The sequence below is a fragment of the Actinomycetes bacterium genome, assembly GCA_036000965.1.
Classification (GTDB): domain Bacteria; phylum Actinomycetota; class CALGFH01; order CALGFH01; family CALGFH01; genus DASYUT01.
In genome coordinates this window covers 1-15,810 of the sequence record DASYUT010000315.1, presented here as the reverse complement: position 1 = coordinate 15,810, position 15,810 = coordinate 1, and the positions used below count along the sequence as shown (strand labels likewise).

General features: G+C 71.5%; 25 protein-coding genes. All 25 read right to left on the bottom strand.

The window, feature by feature from the left end; all coding sequences use genetic code 11:
• Nucleotides 1-28: 28 nt before the first annotated feature.
• Complete coding sequence (locus tag VG276_28760; protein ID HEV8653277.1) at nucleotides 29-271, bottom strand: hypothetical protein; 243 nt, start codon at nucleotides 269-271, stop codon at nucleotides 29-31.
• A 70-nt stretch (nucleotides 272-341) separates the two neighbouring features.
• Nucleotides 342-572, bottom strand: a complete 231-nt coding sequence (locus VG276_28755) for a hypothetical protein (GenBank protein HEV8653276.1) — start codon at nucleotides 570-572, stop codon at nucleotides 342-344.
• On the bottom strand, nucleotides 569-1,258 hold the full coding sequence (locus VG276_28750) for a hypothetical protein (protein HEV8653275.1): 690 nt from the start codon (nucleotides 1,256-1,258) through the stop codon (nucleotides 569-571). Before VG276_28750 ends, VG276_28755 begins: the two co-directional genes overlap by 4 nt.
• A 5-nt stretch (nucleotides 1,259-1,263) precedes the next feature.
• Nucleotides 1,264-1,476 (bottom strand): hypothetical protein, encoded by a 213-nt coding sequence (locus VG276_28745; protein HEV8653274.1) that lies wholly within the window; start codon nucleotides 1,474-1,476, stop codon nucleotides 1,264-1,266.
• 3 nt (nucleotides 1,477-1,479) lie between these two features.
• Nucleotides 1,480-1,701, bottom strand: coding sequence for a hypothetical protein (locus VG276_28740; protein ID HEV8653273.1), 222 nt, complete (start codon nucleotides 1,699-1,701; stop codon nucleotides 1,480-1,482).
• 88 nt (nucleotides 1,702-1,789) lie between these two features.
• Nucleotides 1,790-2,269, bottom strand: coding sequence for a hypothetical protein (locus tag VG276_28735; GenBank protein ID HEV8653272.1), 480 nt, complete (start codon nucleotides 2,267-2,269; stop codon nucleotides 1,790-1,792).
• Nucleotides 2,266-2,613: a hypothetical protein gene (locus VG276_28730; GenBank protein ID HEV8653271.1), complete on the bottom strand. Its 348-nt coding sequence runs from the start codon at nucleotides 2,611-2,613 to the stop codon at nucleotides 2,266-2,268. Before VG276_28730 ends, VG276_28735 begins: the two co-directional genes overlap by 4 nt.
• Entirely contained in the window at nucleotides 2,610-3,509 is a 900-nt protein-coding gene (locus VG276_28725; GenBank protein HEV8653270.1) for an FtsK/SpoIIIE domain-containing protein, read from the bottom strand. Before VG276_28725 ends, VG276_28730 begins: the two co-directional genes overlap by 4 nt.
• Nucleotides 3,499-4,098 carry a hypothetical protein gene (locus tag VG276_28720; protein ID HEV8653269.1) on the bottom strand — a complete coding sequence of 200 codons (600 nt, stop codon included), beginning with the start codon at nucleotides 4,096-4,098 and terminating at the stop codon, nucleotides 3,499-3,501. The genes VG276_28725 and VG276_28720 overlap by 11 nt, the downstream gene beginning before the upstream one ends.
• Before the next feature lies 1 nt (nucleotide 4,099).
• Nucleotides 4,100-4,855: a hypothetical protein gene (locus VG276_28715; protein HEV8653268.1), complete on the bottom strand. Its 756-nt coding sequence runs from the start codon at nucleotides 4,853-4,855 to the stop codon at nucleotides 4,100-4,102.
• A gap of 89 nt (nucleotides 4,856-4,944) precedes the next feature.
• Nucleotides 4,945-5,709 (bottom strand): GntR family transcriptional regulator, encoded by a 765-nt coding sequence (locus tag VG276_28710; GenBank protein HEV8653267.1) that lies wholly within the window; start codon nucleotides 5,707-5,709, stop codon nucleotides 4,945-4,947.
• Nucleotides 5,710-5,857: 148 nt separating this feature from the next.
• On the bottom strand, nucleotides 5,858-6,328 hold the full coding sequence (locus VG276_28705; protein ID HEV8653266.1) for a hypothetical protein: 471 nt from the start codon (nucleotides 6,326-6,328) through the stop codon (nucleotides 5,858-5,860).
• Between the two features lie 13 nt (nucleotides 6,329-6,341).
• Nucleotides 6,342-7,613, bottom strand: a complete 1,272-nt coding sequence (locus VG276_28700; GenBank protein ID HEV8653265.1) for a hypothetical protein — start codon at nucleotides 7,611-7,613, stop codon at nucleotides 6,342-6,344.
• A complete protein-coding gene (locus VG276_28695) occupies nucleotides 7,610-9,238 on the bottom strand; it encodes a hypothetical protein (GenBank protein ID HEV8653264.1) in 1,629 nt (542 codons plus the stop codon). Before VG276_28695 ends, VG276_28700 begins: the two co-directional genes overlap by 4 nt.
• A 155-nt stretch (nucleotides 9,239-9,393) precedes the next feature.
• A complete protein-coding gene (locus VG276_28690) occupies nucleotides 9,394-9,813 on the bottom strand; it encodes a hypothetical protein (GenBank protein ID HEV8653263.1) in 420 nt (139 codons plus the stop codon).
• Between the two features lie 9 nt (nucleotides 9,814-9,822).
• Nucleotides 9,823-10,212, bottom strand: coding sequence for a hypothetical protein (locus tag VG276_28685; GenBank protein HEV8653262.1), 390 nt, complete (start codon nucleotides 10,210-10,212; stop codon nucleotides 9,823-9,825).
• Between the two features lie 23 nt (nucleotides 10,213-10,235).
• Nucleotides 10,236-10,637 carry a hypothetical protein gene (locus tag VG276_28680; protein HEV8653261.1) on the bottom strand — a complete coding sequence of 134 codons (402 nt, stop codon included), beginning with the start codon at nucleotides 10,635-10,637 and terminating at the stop codon, nucleotides 10,236-10,238.
• 51 nt (nucleotides 10,638-10,688) lie between these two features.
• Nucleotides 10,689-11,426, bottom strand: coding sequence for a hypothetical protein (locus tag VG276_28675; GenBank protein ID HEV8653260.1), 738 nt, complete (start codon nucleotides 11,424-11,426; stop codon nucleotides 10,689-10,691).
• A 40-nt stretch (nucleotides 11,427-11,466) separates the two neighbouring features.
• The gene (locus VG276_28670; protein ID HEV8653259.1) at nucleotides 11,467-12,084 is read right to left on the bottom strand and encodes a hypothetical protein; all 618 of its coding nucleotides are present in this window, start codon (nucleotides 12,082-12,084) and stop codon (nucleotides 11,467-11,469) included.
• Entirely contained in the window at nucleotides 12,081-12,392 is a 312-nt protein-coding gene (locus VG276_28665) for a hypothetical protein (GenBank protein HEV8653258.1), read from the bottom strand. Before VG276_28665 ends, VG276_28670 begins: the two co-directional genes overlap by 4 nt.
• Entirely contained in the window at nucleotides 12,389-12,847 is a 459-nt protein-coding gene (locus tag VG276_28660) for a hypothetical protein (GenBank protein ID HEV8653257.1), read from the bottom strand. The genes VG276_28665 and VG276_28660 overlap by 4 nt, the downstream gene beginning before the upstream one ends.
• Nucleotides 12,847-13,260, bottom strand: coding sequence for a hypothetical protein (locus VG276_28655; protein HEV8653256.1), 414 nt, complete (start codon nucleotides 13,258-13,260; stop codon nucleotides 12,847-12,849). The genes VG276_28660 and VG276_28655 overlap by 1 nt, the downstream gene beginning before the upstream one ends.
• Nucleotides 13,261-14,310, bottom strand: a complete 1,050-nt coding sequence (locus VG276_28650; GenBank protein ID HEV8653255.1) for a hypothetical protein — start codon at nucleotides 14,308-14,310, stop codon at nucleotides 13,261-13,263. It lies immediately after the preceding gene.
• Nucleotides 14,301-14,630 (bottom strand): hypothetical protein, encoded by a 330-nt coding sequence (locus VG276_28645; protein ID HEV8653254.1) that lies wholly within the window; start codon nucleotides 14,628-14,630, stop codon nucleotides 14,301-14,303. Before VG276_28645 ends, VG276_28650 begins: the two co-directional genes overlap by 10 nt.
• 449 nt (nucleotides 14,631-15,079) lie before the next feature.
• Nucleotides 15,080-15,601, bottom strand: a complete 522-nt coding sequence (locus VG276_28640; GenBank protein ID HEV8653253.1) for a hypothetical protein — start codon at nucleotides 15,599-15,601, stop codon at nucleotides 15,080-15,082.
• Nucleotides 15,602-15,810: the final 209 nt, after the last annotated feature.

Genomic DNA, 15,810 nt, shown 5'->3' with positions numbered 1-15,810 from the left:
GCAGCCTTTCGAGGCAGGCCCCCGTCGGCTAGCGGCGGACGGAGGCGGCGAGCCGCCGGGCCTCGTAGTGGTCACGCAACCGCGCGACGCCGTCCGGGCCGAACCCCGCCACCTGCCGCTCCTCGTGGATGAACACGCACACGGCGGCCAGCGTCTCCGCGAACTCCAGGTCGTCCCCGGAGAGCTCACGGCGCAGGGTGCCCAGGACGTCGCCGTGCGGGTCGCGGAGCACCACCGCGGCGACCCTGGCGATGATCTCGTCGGTGCGCACGCGCCCTCCTCGGTACCGAAGCACCTTGAGGGTAGCGCGCGGCGACGGCATGCGTACAGCCTCCCTTCTGCTAGTTGAGGTGGCGCCGGCCCCGGTCGCCCCTCCCGGTGGGCAGTTGGGTCACCGGCGCCACCTCGCCGCCCCCAGCGGGGTCGGGGGCGGACTCGAGCTGGGCGCGCAGCCACGCCGCGTCGACCGCGGCCCGGCAGGCGGCCTTGTAGGTCCGGCGGCGGTGCGGCCAGCCGACCAGGTAGAGCACGCCGCACACCATCAGCACGGCGCAGGCGAAGTTGAGGATCACGAGCGGCCTCGCTTCCTTCCCAGGCCCTGCCGGAAGCCCTGGCGGGTCTGCCCGGCCGCCCGGCGCATCCAGCGGGGCACCTCCGGCGCGGCGACGACCGGCTCGAACGCCAGCCCGCCTTCCCCGGTCGTGCCCGCGACCGCCTCGGCGGCCTTCTGCCGGATCCGCGCGGTGAACCGCTCGGTCGGGTGCGGCGACGGCCGGACCGCCGGCAGCGCCTGCGCCGCGCCCTGCCGGCCTGCGGCGACGGCCGCCTCGACCTGGCCCGGCAGCGCGTCGGCCATCTCCTCGAGCTTGCGGAACAGCGCCCGGTTCGCCGACCGCGCGAACCGGCCCGCCAGGACGCGGCGCAGGTTGCGGACCAGCAGGGTCAGCCACACCAGCGTGGCGACCGCGACGACGCCCTGCAGGGTCAGCGGGGCGTGGACGGCCCGGCCGGCGTAGGAGAAGCCGAGCAGGACCGCGCCCCAGGTGGCGAGGATCAGCCACCGCTGGACCTCCTCGCCGACCAGGGCGAGGAACGACAGGACGCCGAGCTTGGTGCCGGCCCAGACCTTGCCGAGTGCCCAGGCGCCGAGGCGGAGCGGCAGCGCGACCAGCCACCCGGCCGCGCCGAACGGGCCGCCCCGGCTCGCCACCATGGCGACCGCCAGGACCAGGCCGGCGGTGACGACCCAGCCACTCATCGGGCTCAGACCCCGAGCTGCTTCGCGGCGGCCTTCAGGGCAATGCGGCCGATCTCCGGCAGCGCCTCGCCGAACAGGTAGCCGAGGCCGTTGAGGACGCCGCCGGCGGCTGCGGCCAGCGGCCCGGCCGGCAGGACCGACATGACGAACAGGAACACGATCAGGCCGAGGATCGTCGAGGCGAACCCCAGCAGGAACATCACGATGCCCTTGGCCATGGGTCAGCCTCCCTGCTCCTGCTTCCGCAGCCAGTCGCGGCCCCGGTCGTCAAGCCAAGCGTTCCAGGCGGTGTCCCCGAGCGGGTCGTCCGGGTCGTCGTCGCCGAAGTGGCGCCGCATATCGGCCAGCGCCTGCTCGAACTTCGGGGTCGAGAAGCCGGTGAACGTGAACGTGCGGTCCTCGGGCTCGTCGCCGCTGTCGGTGAAGTAGTCGCGCCATCCCATCGCGGGCTCCCGGGAGCGAGGGGTCCTTGTCTGACCGCCTAGCTTAGTACCTCAGTACCAAGGTGACAAGCTGTCGATCCCGGCCGGCCTACCGCAGCCGCCCCGCCAGCCACTCCCCATACCCGTCGACGCGGTCGGCGGCGGCCTGGTGCTCGGCCTGCTCGGCGCTGCGGCGCTTGCGCCAGTCGCGCTGCGCGAGCCGGTTCCGCCGCCGTCGCTCGGCGCCCCGCCGCTCCACCTCGGGCGGGATGACGCCGAACGCCTCGCCGAGTCCGAATGCGGGCGGGTCACGCAGGTAGGCCACCAGCTCGTCATCGATCGGCCGGTTGCAGCGGTCGTGCAGCAGCCCCCAGATGCGGCTCTCGCGGTGGTCGACCACCAGCGGGGTATCTCCGAACGGCAGCCGGTGGCACTTTGCGCAGCGGCCCCGCTGGTGCTCCAGGAGGGCCAGGTAGCCTTCGCGGCTCAGCCGGTAGCGGAGCCACAGCCCTGCCCAGTCGTGGGGCAGGGGCACCTCGGTCTCACCGATGGGCCACCGCTCCCGCGGTCTCGGTCGGTGGTCGCTCACCGCTCCGCCTCAGCGCCGGCTTTCGCCGGTGAAACCACCCTTACAGGGTTGGTTTCGGCCCTGGCAGAAGCACGCCAGGCGCCCTGCTCGACCAGCCACGCCTGGCCCAGCGTGGTGAGCTGTAGCGCGTCGTTGCGGGTGCCTGAACGGTTCAGCAGGCCGAACCGTGCGAGCTCGTAGACGAGCGTGTCGAACGTCTTCGGCTTGACCGCCGAGGCGGCCAGGACGGCCCGGCGGATCGTGGCCCGGTCGGTCTCGCCGGCCTCGAGCTGGTCGAGCAGGGCGACCAGGGCCGGGCGGAGCAGCGGCCCGGCCAGCAGCGGCGTCCAGGTGCTGGTGCTCACGCGGCCTCCCGGGCTGGCAGCAGCGCCCACACTCGGGCGCGCTGCTCGTCGGTGATCGACGGGTCCTCTGAGGTGGGGTTGGGCATGTACGGGGTGACGTAGGGGACGAAGGTGTCGCCGACCATGAGCAGGCAGCCGCCGAGCTCACGGGGGACGAGCCGGCGGGCCTCGGCGTCGTCGAACGCCATGATCGCCTCGAGCTTGCGCAGCCCGAGCGGGCCGACGGCGGCGACGCGGGCGCCGAGCTGGGCTTTCAGCTCGCCCGGCAGGCCGGCCTCGACCGACTTGGTGTCGGGCCGCTGGGTGCCGATCAGCAGGTGGGTGTCGGTGGAGCGGCCGACCCGGCCGATCTCGATGGCGTCGCCGACCAGGTCGACGTCGAGCTTGCGGCACTGGTAGATCAGCGACATCCACTCGTCGATGACCAGCCACAGCTCCGGCGGCGCGGAGTAGGCGGGGGTGCGGCGGGTCGCCCACGCCTCCCGCTGGGCGCGCTCGGTCGCGGCGTTGCGCGTGCGGACCTCGGCGAGCACCGCCTTGACCGCCGCGGCGGCCTTCTCGGGGCTCTCGGGGTCGGCGAGCGGGTTGACGTTGACGATCTCGGCGACGGCCGGCTGGCCGCGGAACATCGTGTAGTCGCCGCCGCCCTTGCCGTCGATGATGACGACCTTGCGGCGGCCGGGGGCGGTGACCCGGTCGACGAGGATGACCCGCTTCGCCGAGGTCTTGCCGCCGCCGGTGGTGCCGACGACCAGCATGTGGGGGGCGTAGCCGGGCCCGTATGGCCAGACCGCGGCGAGGCCCTCGGCGCCGTCGGGCGCGGTGCGTGGCGCGACCAGGGTGGGGCTGGCCTGCCGTGGCGTCCAGCCGAGGAAGGCGCGCTGGTCAGCCGGCATCGGCGGGCTCCTTGGGCTGGGGCCGGAACGGCAGGCCGTCGGGCACCGGCCGCGGCCGGGCGAGGACCAGCCGGACCCGGTCGTGGGAGAACGCCGCCTTGGTCTCGAACAGCTCGTCGGACCATTCCAGGCCGAGAGCCTGCGCGACCTGCTTCTCCAGCCGGGTGAACCACTGGTGGCCGCCGACCGCGACGCCGGCCTCGCTCGTCCAGCGCAGCGTGAGCGCGGGGACGTGCCAGGGGCGGAACCGCCGCGGCCACGGCACCGGGGAGAGCGCGAGGTCGACGTAGCCGCTCGGGCGGCCGAGCAGGTCGCGGCCGCGGCGCATGCGGTGGTAGCGGGGCAGCGCGACCGCGCCGGCGTGCTGCGTCGGCGGGTACAGCGCATTGGCGAGGTCGCGGGAGATCCAGGACCAGCGGCGCCGCAGGGTCGCGGCCCGGTCGGCCTCGTACTTCCGCGCGCCGAGGACCTCGTCGACATGCCGGTAGACCCGCCGGACCAGCCGCACCCGCGAGCGGTGCCGCGGCCAGACGAGCGCGAACGTGGCCGCGTAGGCGACGGCCGCAGCGAGCAGCAGGGCGGTGCGCACCTCACGCCCCCTTGCCGTTCATCACCGGGTCGGCGGTGGGCCGCTGGTCGCGCAGGAACGCCCGGACGGGGTCGTAGGCGATGCCGGCCTGCGCGGCAACTCGGGTTGCAGGAAGGTTGGGGTGCCGCTCCCGGATGGCGAGCACCTTCCGCTGCTCCCTCAGGGTCAGGTCCCGAGGCTTTGCTTGCTCTGCTGAATGCCCTGCAGGATCCACGCCATCGAGCGCGGCAAGGATCGCCGCGTTGCGGTTGGCGGCGATCGACCGCACCAGCGTCATGAACAGCAGGTGCGTGACCAGCAGCGCGAACGGCGCCAGGCCGTGGGTGATCAGCGCGGGCGCGTGCCGCGCATCGAGCGGCACCTGGGCGGCGGCCTCGTTCAAGAGGAAGCTTACGCCGACCATCCCGGCGAAGAAGAACTTCGGCGCCCACTCGCGGCGGTAGTCGCGCCAGGTGCGCTCGGTGTGGCCCTCGTCGTGGGACAGCGCGAACCACAGGTCGATCCCGGCCGCGACGGCGATGAAGGCGTCGACGAAGAACGGCAGCGCGTACTCCCAGCCGCGCATGTAGGGCTTGCCGTAGCTGGCGATGTTGCGGAACGAGACCGCGAACGCCAGCGCCATGATGCCGACCACGCAGGCACCGAGGAAGCCGGCGAGGACGGTGAGGAAGCGGCGGCGGAGCGGGTCGAGGACGTGCAGCGGGACGACCGCGCTCGCGCCCTCGAGCGCGGGCAGCGTGGCGGGGCTGGCGGTCACTGGTGGCCTCCCTGGGAACCTCAGTACCGAACCTGTCGGGTTCAGGGAAGCACCGATCCCCCCGAAGGGTCAAGCGGCCAGGCTGTCCGCTACGCCGGTTCCGGGCCGAACCGGTAGGCCCACTCCACCCGGGAGGAGTCCGAGACCACCATCATGCAGTCGAGCACCCGGTCGTCCTGCGCCTTCGTCAGCCGCAGGTGGGTGTCCAGCGGCGTGCCGGGCTGCAGGCCCATCCGTTCGGCCTCGTCGGGCGAGGGCATGCGGGAGTTGGCGACGACCTCGAAGCTGAGCTCATAGCCGGCCTCCCGGAGCCGGGCCAGCATCCCGCCCGGCCCGGTGGACTCCTGGGCCAGCGCGGGGACCTGCTCGGCGACGTCGCGGGGCAGGTAGGAGGTGGCGAGCTGCAAGGGCGGCTGGCCAGCCACGCCCATCACCCGGTCGCGGACCAGGACCTCGGCGTCGGGGTCGGTGCCGAGCTCGGCGGTGGCCCACGCCGGCGGGCGCGCCCAGCTCACGGTGGTGTGGACCTCGGCCTCGAGGCCGTACCGGTCAAGGGCGGCGTAGAAGCCGGCGCGGGGCGCGGTTTCCAGGAGGTCGTCGACCAGCCGGCGGATCTTTTGCGGCCGGGGGCGCACGTAGGTGCCCTTGCCGACGCTGGCGACGACCAGGCCCTCGGCGCGCAGGGCCTCGACGGCGCGCTGGGCGGTGCGGTCGGCGACCCCGTAGCTTCGGGCCAGCTCGGGCTGGGAGGGCAGGCGGTCGCCGGGGGCGTAGTCGCCGGCGAGGATGGCGGCGCGCACCTCGGCGGCGATCTCCCGGTACGAGGTCGGCCGGGGCGGGACTCGCGAGACCATGCGTGGGGTGTCCTCCAAGGTCAGCGGTGGTTAAGTACCGAGCTTATCCGCCGATGGCGACGCGGTGTCAAGCCAGGCCGGCGGTGCCGACAGCCGGGCACGCCCGGGGGACTCATAAGCGTCCAGGCCGGGGAACCGGCCGCGCTCGCTACGCCTCGCCGCCGTCCTCGACAATCAGCTGGATCGGATAGTTCGCGTTGCCTTGCACCGAGACGGTGCCGGTCCCAGCGGCCCGCTGGATCGTGGCCTTGTACGTGTGTGAGGCCGCCGTGGGGCTGGGCAGATGCCTGACCATCGTGCCGCCGAGTTGACCGAGGGCGCCGCTGGGAGCTTGGGTCGACTCCATCAGGACGGTCGCGCCTTCCTTGATGCGGAGGGTGTACACGTCGCCCGAGGTGGCGCCGGACAGGCCGCGCCATGCGAAGGTGAGCTTGAGGCGCCGGTTGGCGGCGAGCAGCACCACCGCGCTCGCGGTCACGACGTCGAGCTCGGTTGTGCCGGAAGTCGGCCCGACATCGGCGGTGGCGGTGGCGACCGCGAAGACGCCTTGCGGCAGCGAGTCCATCTGTGCGGCGGTCAGCACCGCGCCAGCGGCGAAATCCTTCGGCGATGAGGCCATCTCACCTGTCCTGTCAGTAGCTCAGGGCGTTTTGGTCGAGTTTGCCGAGGGTGGCATGGTCGAGCAGCAGGAACGAGTACCTGGTAGCCGATTGCAGCGTCCAGCGGGTCTCCCACCATGCCGCTTGCATGCTGTGGGTGATGCCGCGGATGAAGCACTCCCGGGTGATCGGCGTGCCGCCCCCGGGCGGCTGGAGGCTGATGGCGATCCGGTCGCCGATGCGTCGGCCGAGCGCATGCGGATACAGCGTCGCCGGGGCCTTCTCGGGCCACAGGACCAGCTCGGCGAACCGGCGCTCAGGGTCCTTACCGAGCGCGACGATATAGCCGGCGTAGTCGAGGGCGGCGGTGTCATCCGGCAACGGCAGGTCGGTGCGGCGGAACGTCGCCGGCCCATACGTGTTCTTCGAGGTGGTGTCCGTCGAGGTCTGCTCGGCGCCGCCGTCGCGGGCGATGATGGCGGTATTAGCGAGCTGCTCACGGTCGTAGGCGGGCGGTGCCACCTGAAAGGGCAGATCAGCGCCGACCGGGGCCGAGAAGGTCGCCTGTACCGTGTTCGAGCGGGCATCGGTGAGCAGGGCCAGCCGGTTGCGGAAGTAGACGCGGCCCTGCGGGTCCATGTACAACTCGCCGACCTCGGCATCAGCGGCGGCATACAGCTCGCTGAGCGCGTTGCCCTCCAGCGTCGTCGCCGCTAGCAGGCTGTCGCCCGTGGCGATGTCCCGGTCCAAGGCGGGCCAGGCGGCCGAGTCGAGAATCCGCGAGATGCGCGCCCCGGTGTCCTCGTTGGCCCCCGCCGCCCCGACCGCGGTACGGTCGGCCTGGCCGAGCACGCCGAACCCGTCCGTTGCGGTCAGCGTCACCTCGGCATAGCTCGGCGGGAAATAGTCGTGTTCCCAGTTGTCCGCCGACCCCCGCCACAGGTCGTAGGCGATGCTGGCATGCTCGGCGATGACCCGCACCGCCCGGCCCGGCGTCACCTGCGTAATCCCGGCCGAGACGTACGGCCCCGCGAGGTTGTCCGGATCGTAGTTGCGGCTCGCATCCTTGAGCACCGCTGACAAGGTGCCGGCCTCATAGCGGATGACCGGGCTTTCCACCCGGGTCGCGCCCCGCTTAGTGGTGAATGACCGCAGGTCGTTCGCGGGGATGGTCAAGAACTCGGCGCCGCCTGACAGCGTGCCCGTATCGAGCTTGCCGCGCGTCGCATCGTCAAGGTGGAGCAGGTCGCCGAGGCTCGCATCAGCGGTGAACGCCACCTCCAGCCGCACGGTGGGGACGGTCATCCGCGCGGCCCCGTCCGCCAGGTGTTCGAGTTGCGCCGCTCATAGGCCCGGATCGCCTGGACGATCTCGCTGCCGACCTCGGCCGGGTGCGCAGTCGGCGCCACATTCACGGTCATATTGATGATCGTGCCGCCGCCGCCGGCCATGCGGTGCATCGGTGTGACCCGGGCGCCGCGGGGCAGGTCGACCAGCTCGGGGCCGCGCTCCCCGACGATGGCAGTGCCGCCCGGCGCGCTCGCGGTGCCGTGCTGGTAGCCGGGCAGCATCGTCTTGGTTCCGCCGCCCGCGCCGCGGACGCGGATGCGGATGTCGACGGTCTTGCCGTGCAGCCGGTCGATCTCCCGCTGGGTGGCGCGGATCTGCTCGCGGATCCGGGCGAGTTGCGATTCGCCCTCGTCCCGCATCCTGCGGAAGTCGCGGACCATGCCGTCGGCCGCGTGGCCCGAGCCGCCCGAGAGCCGGTCGATCGCGTTGATCAGCATGCCGGCGGCGATGCCGAGGTTCAGGATCCACTTGCGGACGTTCCCGGCTGCCAGCGCCACCAGCAGGAACCCCTGGACGATCCGCAGGATCACGACCATCACGCCGGAGAAGAGGTTCTGCAGCCGCTTGAGTGAGCTGGTCACCCCGTCGGTCGACTTCGAGGCGCTACCGGCGGCCGGGACGAACAGCACGGTGAGCGCGTCGGCGAGCGTCTGCACGCTGGTCTTGTTCTTGTCCCACCAGGTGGTCGCGGCCTGCAGCACGACGGGCAGGTTCCTGCCCAGCCATGCGGTCGCGGTCTGGATGGCCGGCGTGAGCGCGGTGACGAGCTTCTCCTTGAGCTCGGCGATGGTCGAGGACAGGGACTTCTGCGCGATGGCCGCCTGGCGGCCGCCCTCGGCCCACGCCTTCTGCGCGTCGGTCGACTTCGCGTAGATCAGCTCCTGGGTGGCGACGGCCTCGGCCTGCTGCAGCGCCGCGCCGGTCAGGTCCTGCTGACCCTTGGCGGCCAGCCGCGCCTGCACGTCGGCCTCGGAGATCGCGATGCCGAGCTCCTTGAGCTGCTCGCGCTCGCCAAGAACCGCGGCGGCGAGGATGTCGGAGACCTCGGCGGCCGAGCGGGTGCCGCCGGACCACTTGCTGAGCGCTCCGGCCAGGTCGAGGAACCTGAGGCTCATGTTGGTGGCTTCGCGGGCGGTGAAGCCGATTGGCTTGAGCAGGTCGGCCAGGTTGGCGGCCAGGCCGACGGTCTCCCGGCTGGAGAGGCCCAGAGCGCGCTTGTTCGCCTCCGCCCAGCGGCGGACCTTGGGGAGCTCACCGACGAAGACGGCCTGGGCCTTGGCGTCGAGGTCCTTGAGCCGTGCCGACATGCTGGCCAGCTTCGGGCCGGCGATGACCGCGCCGGCGGCGAGCGCGGCGACGCCGCCGCCGGCGAGCAGCAGCCCCTTGCCGAGGACCTTGGCGACCCCGACCGCGCCGGAGAGGCTGCCTTTCAGCCCGGTGCCGAACGACCGGCCGTAGCCCTTGCCGGCCTCGCCGCCCTGGCGGATGAGCTCCCGCTTGATTCGCTGCCCCGTGCCCTTGGTCTCGTCCTTCGTCTTCACGACGATCTCGACTTCGTTCCCGGATCCCCTGCTCGCCACCGCTCACCTCCCCTCGGCCATCAGCTCCGGATCCACGTCGGGCCTGCCGAGGTCCTCGATCCTGAGCAGCCGGAGCAGCTCGGCATCCTCGGCTAGCACCTCGCTGGGCAGCTTGCCGAACCGCTCGCACAGCCCGAGGATGAATCGCGCTTGGCTCAGCTCGCCTGGTTCTGTGACAACGCCTCCATCGGGATCGACGGCGCCGGGGACGGCCTGCCATCGGGTGAGGGCGGCCCTAAAGGGGCCGGCACACCGGAGATGGCCTCTGCCCAGGCCCGGACGATGACCAGGACGAAGTCGGCGTCCTGCGACGCGAGGCCCTCGAAGGTCGCCGGGACCGGCTGGCCCGCCTCGTCCTCGACGTTCCACTCGACCAGCGCAGCGGCGAAGGTGCGGAACAGCTCTCCGAGCTTGGCGAGGTCCTCCGCGCTGAGGTCGTCGGTGTCGATCGTCAGGATCCCCAGGGCGGCGAGCAGGCCACCCAGCGAGGTCGAGTGGGCACGGACGACCAGGCCGCCCATGTCCTCGTCCTCGAAGGTCAGCCGGTAGACCTTCCGCTTCGGCCGGTAGCCCATGCTCGTCCTTTATGACCAGGTTGGGACGGCGCCATCGGCCAGCGCCCCAGGCGCCTGCCAGGTGAGTTCGCCCTTTTCGCTGCGGGTCATCTGGTAGTCGGTGTAGAGCACCTCGTTGTTGAGGGTCTGCCCGGAGATCGCCAGCGAGGTCGTGCGCGCCACTGAGGTCGACGGGACGGTCTTGAACACCGCGTGGGAGGCGCCGGCGGCGTCGTTGAAGACGCCGTTGAGCTGGATGGAGAAGTCGGCCAGGAGCAGCAGCCGCTCCACCGCGCTCTTGTCGACCCCGGTGACGTCCTGCTCTTCCCGCGGGGTGGCGAACTCGAAGTTGGTCACGTCGTTCTTGATGGCCTGGACGCTGCCGCCCGAGTCGTCGACGGAGAGCGTCGTCCAGCCCAATCCGGATTCTTTAGCCAACGTGCTCAGCCCCTTTCTAGGCGGTCGGCGAGGTCCTGCTGGTGGGTGGCGAAGTCGTCCACCCAGTCGTCCGGGCGGACGTGGCGGCGGAGCGGGGTGCCGCGCGGGTTGCCGCGCCAGTCACCCCCCCGCACCAGGTAGAGCGGCTCCCGCTCGAGGGGAACCCGGTGCTGGCTGGCCTTGAAGCACGGCGTTCCCGGCTCGAACACGAACGTGATCGTGCTGCCTTCGCGCAAGACCGCCGAAGGCTTCCGCCCGCTCTCCATCACGGCCTTGACCAGCTCCCCCTGGGAGGCCGTGTCGAGCACGGTCCGCCACCCGCTCAGGAAGTGCGGGCAGTCGACCTCGGCGCACGACGCCGGCCGCCAGTGCGACGCCAGCGGCGCGACGACCTGGTACGTCTTCATCTCGTGCGCCTCCATGCGGGGCGCGACGCGATTGAGGGGCGGTTGCCACACCTAGAACACCACCGCCGTCTCGTTCCGCACGAACACGACGGCGATCACGGCGTTGGAGAAGGTGCCGGAGGTGATCGCGCGGAGGTAGCGGCGGACGGTGGCGCCGCCGGCGCCGGCGAGCCGCTCCGAGGTCACCCCGCTCGCGGCGGTGAACGCCCCGCCGGCCAGGTTGGCGTAGGAGCTGTCGTCGGCGGAGTCCTGCAAGGTCACCGTCACGCTGGTGCCGGCGAACGCGAAGACGTGCAGGTAGGCCTGCCAGCCGAAGGTGGTCGAGACGGTGGTGAGGTCGACCCCGGTCCCGTTGGTCGGTGCCGAGTCGGTCCGCTTCCCGGCGGTGAGGGTGCGGCCCCACTCCAGCCCGAAGCCGTTGGCCTTGGCGGCGACCTTGAAGGTCAGGGAGCCGTCCTCGCCGCGGTTGCCGTCGTAGTTGAGCTGCTTGCCGACCAGGCAGGCGGCCTGCCCGCCCAGGGCGGTCCCGCGGAGGTAGCTGACGATCGCGTCCGTCGTGGGGAGCAGCTTGAGGCGCGGGTGGGCCCGGTCGGTCGCCTTGTTGAAGAACGCGGTGAACTCGATGCCGCCGTCGCGCGCCCCGCCGATGCGCTCGTACCCGGACTTGTCGATCCCGGTGACCTCGAGCGGCGACGGGCCGCCGGAGATCGAGTCGAGCGCGCCGATGTCGCCGGACAGGTCATAACCCGCGACGTAGAGGTTATCCCCGAGGCCCGCACTCTTAGGCACCCCTAGCAGCCCCTTTCCGAACAGTCTCGGAGATTAGCCATCAGCTGATCGCCGCCCACCAGCCGACGACGTTGGTCATGCCGAGCCCCGGCATGGTGACGCTGGCTGGGAGGTCGGTCAGGCCGCCGCCCGAATACATGCTGCGGCCCTGCCCGGCGATGCACCCGGCGTTGATGACGTCGGAGGTCGAGAGCCGGGCGAACCCTGGCAGCGTCGAGCCGTTGGCGACAAAGCACACGTAGACCGGGACGCCGCCGAGCACGTCGACGGGGACGTCCAGGGCCATCTTCTTCTCGAACAGGCCCGAAGCCCAGTTGGTGTGCTGGCTGACCGTCTTGCCGAGCAGGTTGCCGCTGCGGTCCCGGAGGCCGGCGAAGCACTGGCCCGAGGTCAGGGTGACCCCGACCGAGTGCAGGCCCAGGGTGACGTTCTTGACGGTGCCGTCCCGGACCGGCACCACCCGGGTCAGGTACTCGACGCCACCGCCGATGACCGAGTTGCCGCTGCCGATCTGCGGGTCATACGACCAGCCGAGCAGGTTCTGCTGCGTCGGGTCGCTCCCGCCCGCGCGGGTATCGGCGAACAGCTCGGCAAGGTCCCAGATCTCCTTGCGCAGGTCGGCGGGGAACCGCTTGTTGCCCTGGTCCCGGAACGTCATGTGCTTGCTCCCTCTGCGACCGGCACGATCGGGCCGTTCATGAACCTGCGGTGGTGGTGCGTGGCCAGCCCGCCGAGGTCGGCCCGGGGGTTGGCGGCGAGCGTCTGGTACGCCTTCACGGCCTGCTCCACCCACGCTGGGGGAACATCGGTGAGGAGCTCCTCGTGGACGGCGACGCCCCGGCAGGAGGCGCTCAGCGACGCCCGACTGATCTCGGCGGCGGCGACCGAGCGGTACCAGCGGACCACGGTGCCGTCCATGACGGTCGGGGACACCATGACCACGGGGGGATCGACAGCAGCATTCATGGCGCCTGGCTCCACAAGTCGTTGACCAGCAGGGGGAGGGTGACGACCATCACGCGGTAGATCTTCTTGTCCTGCTCCAAGTAGCCGGCGTCGGCGGCGAGCGGGTCGCCATGCTCACCGAGCAGGTCCACGTCGCGGACCAGCCCGCCCAGCTCGAAGTCGCCCGAGTAGGCGGCCATCAGCGCATCGACCGCCTCGAGAATCAGGGTGTCGATCTCGTCCTGCGGCTCGTGCAGCATGCCCAGGTACACGCGGACCGACAGCTCGAGGCGGGCGGTGGTCGAGTCCAGGCCCGACGCGGCCGCGACCGGCCGGATGCTCTGCACCCAGATGGCCGCCGAGAGGCCGTTGCCGGGCGCCGATTTCGGCTCGTGGCGGTTCACCCGGTCGAACCGCCCCAAGGCCAGCGCGTGGCTCTCGGCGGCGGCCAGGATCGGGCTGGCGCCCAAGGCCATCAGTGGCCCCCGTTGAGCTCGGCGACGGCCCGGTCGAGGCGCTCCTGGATGATCGCGGTGAGGTGCTTCCGCAGCCAGTTGCGGGTGAGGCGGAACAGCTTGTAGCCCTTGAACCGCGTCGAGGCGTTCCTGCTCGAGGTGCCTTCCAGCCACGGCCCGTACAACACCTGCGGGTAGTCGGCGATGATCGTCTTGCCCTTGGCGAAGTCCTTGGTCGTGACCGCGCTGGCGAAGCTGTTGGTCGGGTGCTTGGCGCGGCGGTTGACCCGCTGGCGGACCTGCTCCTCGCCGGCATCGGTGACCAGCTTCTTGGCGTCGCGGAAGAAGGCGTTCATGATCGGGACGTCGCGGCCGTCGAACATCGGGCCGCGGACCTCGACGCCGCCGGTGGAGACCCGGATCCGCGTGGCCATCTACACGGCCCTCGCTCGGGCCTTGCGACCGTAGGCGGTGATCGTGTCGCGGCGCAGGTCGAACAGGCTCCGGCCGGTGCCCTCGCGGGCGTTCTCGCCCTCGCCGATCACGCGGGCGTAGCCGGAGGTTTCCTGCTGCAGCTGGTTGATCGCCTCGGCGATGGCGAGGTCCCGGACCAGCGCCGGCACAACGTGCTTGGTCAGGGCCGTCGCGTCGGCGTGGGTGGCCGCGGTGGTGCCGAGCGCGCCCCGGGTCACGGTCAGCGAGCGGGGCGCGTAGATGTCGGCGCCACCGGAGTGGGCGGCCAGCGCCGAGCCGTCCCACGCCCGCTTCACCGTCAGCGTGGTCCCGGCCACGTCCACCACCAGCATCCGCTCCGAGTCGACCAAGAGGACCTCGCCGACCTTGATCGTCCCGGCCGTGATCCCGGTGATGGCCACGTCCGAGCTGGACGCGGTCAGCGCGGAGCTGTTCTGCCCGGTGTCGAGCATGGAGCGGCCGGTGACCAGCATCCGCTCGGCCTCGCACTTGAGGATGGTGCCGACGCCGACCAGGGAGGAGTCGGTGACGTCCACGCCGGTCTCGCTCCCGTCGAGGGCTTCGGCGAGCGCGCCAGCGGGTGCCTCGTCGGCGGAGTGGCCGAACAGGCCGGTGATGGCGATGGCGCGCTGGTGGGTGCTCCCGGCGGCGAACGCCGAGCCTGAGGCCAGGTCGATCTCGACGTGGGTGTAGGGCGGGCCGTCGTTGGCCGGCTCCAGGAAGTAATCCGTGGCCGGGATGGTGGTCCCGCCAGCGACCAGCGTGGTGACGCTGATGAGCTCGTGCTGGTCGAGCCACAGCCGCCACGGCCGAGCATGCTGGTGGTTCGGCCAGGGGAAGTACCGGGTCGCGAGCTCAGGGTAGAAGCGGCGGTGGGTCAGACCCTCGATCGTGCGGGAGCCCGACTCGATCGCCCGGTCGACCTGCGCGTCATTGCGGGCCGTCTCGGCCGCGTCGAGGGCGCGCTTGACGTCCTCGCGGGTCGCGTACCAGATCCCCGTCAGACCCACCGCCCAGCAGCATTCTTGGACCGGTGGCGCTGCTGGGCGCTCCGTGTAGCCCAGCGGCAGTTGCCCGGATCGTAATGGCCGTCGTTGTCGATGCGGTCCAGCGTCATGCCCTCGGGCCGCTCGCCCATGTCGGCCAGGAAGTTCTCGAACGACAGCCACCGCCGGCAGACGGTGATCCCGCGGCCGCCGTAGCGGGGATAGGAGGGGACGCTGGGGTAGCGGCACCTGGCGATCATGTTCTGCCAGGAGTAGTACGTGGGCGTCCGCCCGCCCGTTGAAGGCGCGGCGTGCCCATGCAGGGCGACACCAACGTGCCCCATCCCTTGACTCGCTTTCTGTCCTAGGGCTTTCGCCCGGGATGTTGCTATGCGGTTGTCAGGCGCTCGGCCTCATGTCGTCGCGGGGCCACTCCCACCCGTCGAAGGTGCAGAAGCGGACTCCTCCTGGTCCTTCTGTGAGCGGTTCCCCGTCGTTCGGGCAGGCCTGCGGCGGCTGGGCGAGCTCGGCCCGTCGTTCTTCTCGGGCTTCTCGGAGGATGCTGGTGAGCTGCTCCCAGGAGATGACTGCTCACCTCCCTCCGTGGCCGCCTCTAGGGCGGCCTCCTCGGCGGCGTTGCTGGGGCCGCCGTGCGTGGTGATCTTGGCCACCTGGTCCTCCTCACCCTCGATGGTGTGGTCGGTGGAGGTGCACTGCGGGCAGTAGGGCAGCCCCACCGCGTACCGCGTCGTGCACCTCCGGCAGACCAGCAGCATTCCGGTCCCCTGTCGGGTCAGGCGTTGGGCTGGGCCAGGTTCTCCGGCGCCCGCTGCACGTTCAGGCCGAACATGATCGCCAGAATGCAGCCGGGCCGGGTGCCGCCGGCGCCGGCGTCGGGCAGGTCCACCGACACCCACTCGAACCCGTCGGGCAGGCTCGCGCCGAGCACCTCGAACGCGACGATCATCTGCAAGGCGGCGTAGGTGGCGCCGGTCAGGGAGACCTCGCTGGCGGCGGCCTGGGTGACCTTGGTCCAGGTCTCGTCGCCGTCGAGGGTGGCCTCGCTCTTGTGGTACCAGGTGGTCGTGGTGTCGAGGTCCTGCGAGGTGCCGCCGGTCGCGGCGTTGTGGCACTGCAGGTCCGGGACGAAGGTGTCGGTGCCGGCCGAGACCGCGCCCATGTAGCAGACGAAGCACACGCCGTCGTAGTTCTTGAGGTGGATCCGGTGGCCGGTGTTGGCGCCGGCGGCGAGGTCGGCGACCGGCACGACGACGGAGCCGATGTCGAAGACCCGGCCGAGTCCCTTGACTCCCATGGTGGTGGTTCCTTCCCGGCCGGGGCGTTACTGCCGGCCATTGAGCCGCGCTGGGCGGGCAGGGTCAGGCGCTGAGCAGGGTGACGATGGGGCTGAGGGTCGCGGAGCTGTTCTTGGGCGTGATGGGCGAGTTGAGCCACGGGCGGCCGTCGACGCGCTCGATGATGCGGTAGGCGGTCTGGTCGTTCTGGAACTTGAAGTGCGGCGAG

What these genes read in the sequence shown, in the direction of transcription:
- VG276_28750 (HEV8653275.1), bottom strand. Translation starts at nt 1,258, where the DNA reads ATGAGTGGCTGGGTCGTCACCGCCGGCCTGGTCCTGGCGGTCGCCATG.
- VG276_28745 (HEV8653274.1), bottom strand. Translation starts at nt 1,476, where the DNA reads ATGGCCAAGGGCATCGTGATGTTCCTGCTGGGGTTCGCCTCGACGATC.
- VG276_28740 (HEV8653273.1), bottom strand. Translation starts at nt 1,701, where the DNA reads ATGGGATGGCGCGACTACTTCACCGACAGCGGCGACGAGCCCGAGGAC.
- VG276_28725 (HEV8653270.1), bottom strand. Translation starts at nt 3,509, where the DNA reads ATGCCGGCTGACCAGCGCGCCTTCCTCGGCTGGACGCCACGGCAGGCC.
- VG276_28710 (HEV8653267.1), bottom strand. Translation starts at nt 5,709, where the DNA reads ATGGTCTCGCGAGTCCCGCCCCGGCCGACCTCGTACCGGGAGATCGCC.
- VG276_28705 (HEV8653266.1), bottom strand. Translation starts at nt 6,328, where the DNA reads ATGGCCTCATCGCCGAAGGATTTCGCCGCTGGCGCGGTGCTGACCGCC.
- VG276_28700 (HEV8653265.1), bottom strand. Translation starts at nt 7,613, where the DNA reads ATGACCGTCCCCACCGTGCGGCTGGAGGTGGCGTTCACCGCTGATGCG.
- VG276_28690 (HEV8653263.1), bottom strand. Translation starts at nt 9,813, where the DNA reads ATGGGCTACCGGCCGAAGCGGAAGGTCTACCGGCTGACCTTCGAGGAC.
- VG276_28680 (HEV8653261.1), bottom strand. Translation starts at nt 10,637, where the DNA reads ATGAAGACGTACCAGGTCGTCGCGCCGCTGGCGTCGCACTGGCGGCCG.
- VG276_28670 (HEV8653259.1), bottom strand. Translation starts at nt 12,084, where the DNA reads ATGACGTTCCGGGACCAGGGCAACAAGCGGTTCCCCGCCGACCTGCGC.
- VG276_28665 (HEV8653258.1), bottom strand. Translation starts at nt 12,392, where the DNA reads ATGAATGCTGCTGTCGATCCCCCCGTGGTCATGGTGTCCCCGACCGTC.
- VG276_28660 (HEV8653257.1), bottom strand. Translation starts at nt 12,847, where the DNA reads ATGGCCTTGGGCGCCAGCCCGATCCTGGCCGCCGCCGAGAGCCACGCG.
- VG276_28655 (HEV8653256.1), bottom strand. Translation starts at nt 13,260, where the DNA reads ATGGCCACGCGGATCCGGGTCTCCACCGGCGGCGTCGAGGTCCGCGGC.
- VG276_28645 (HEV8653254.1), bottom strand. Translation starts at nt 14,630, where the DNA reads ATGGGGCACGTTGGTGTCGCCCTGCATGGGCACGCCGCGCCTTCAACG.
- VG276_28640 (HEV8653253.1), bottom strand. Translation starts at nt 15,601, where the DNA reads ATGGGAGTCAAGGGACTCGGCCGGGTCTTCGACATCGGCTCCGTCGTC.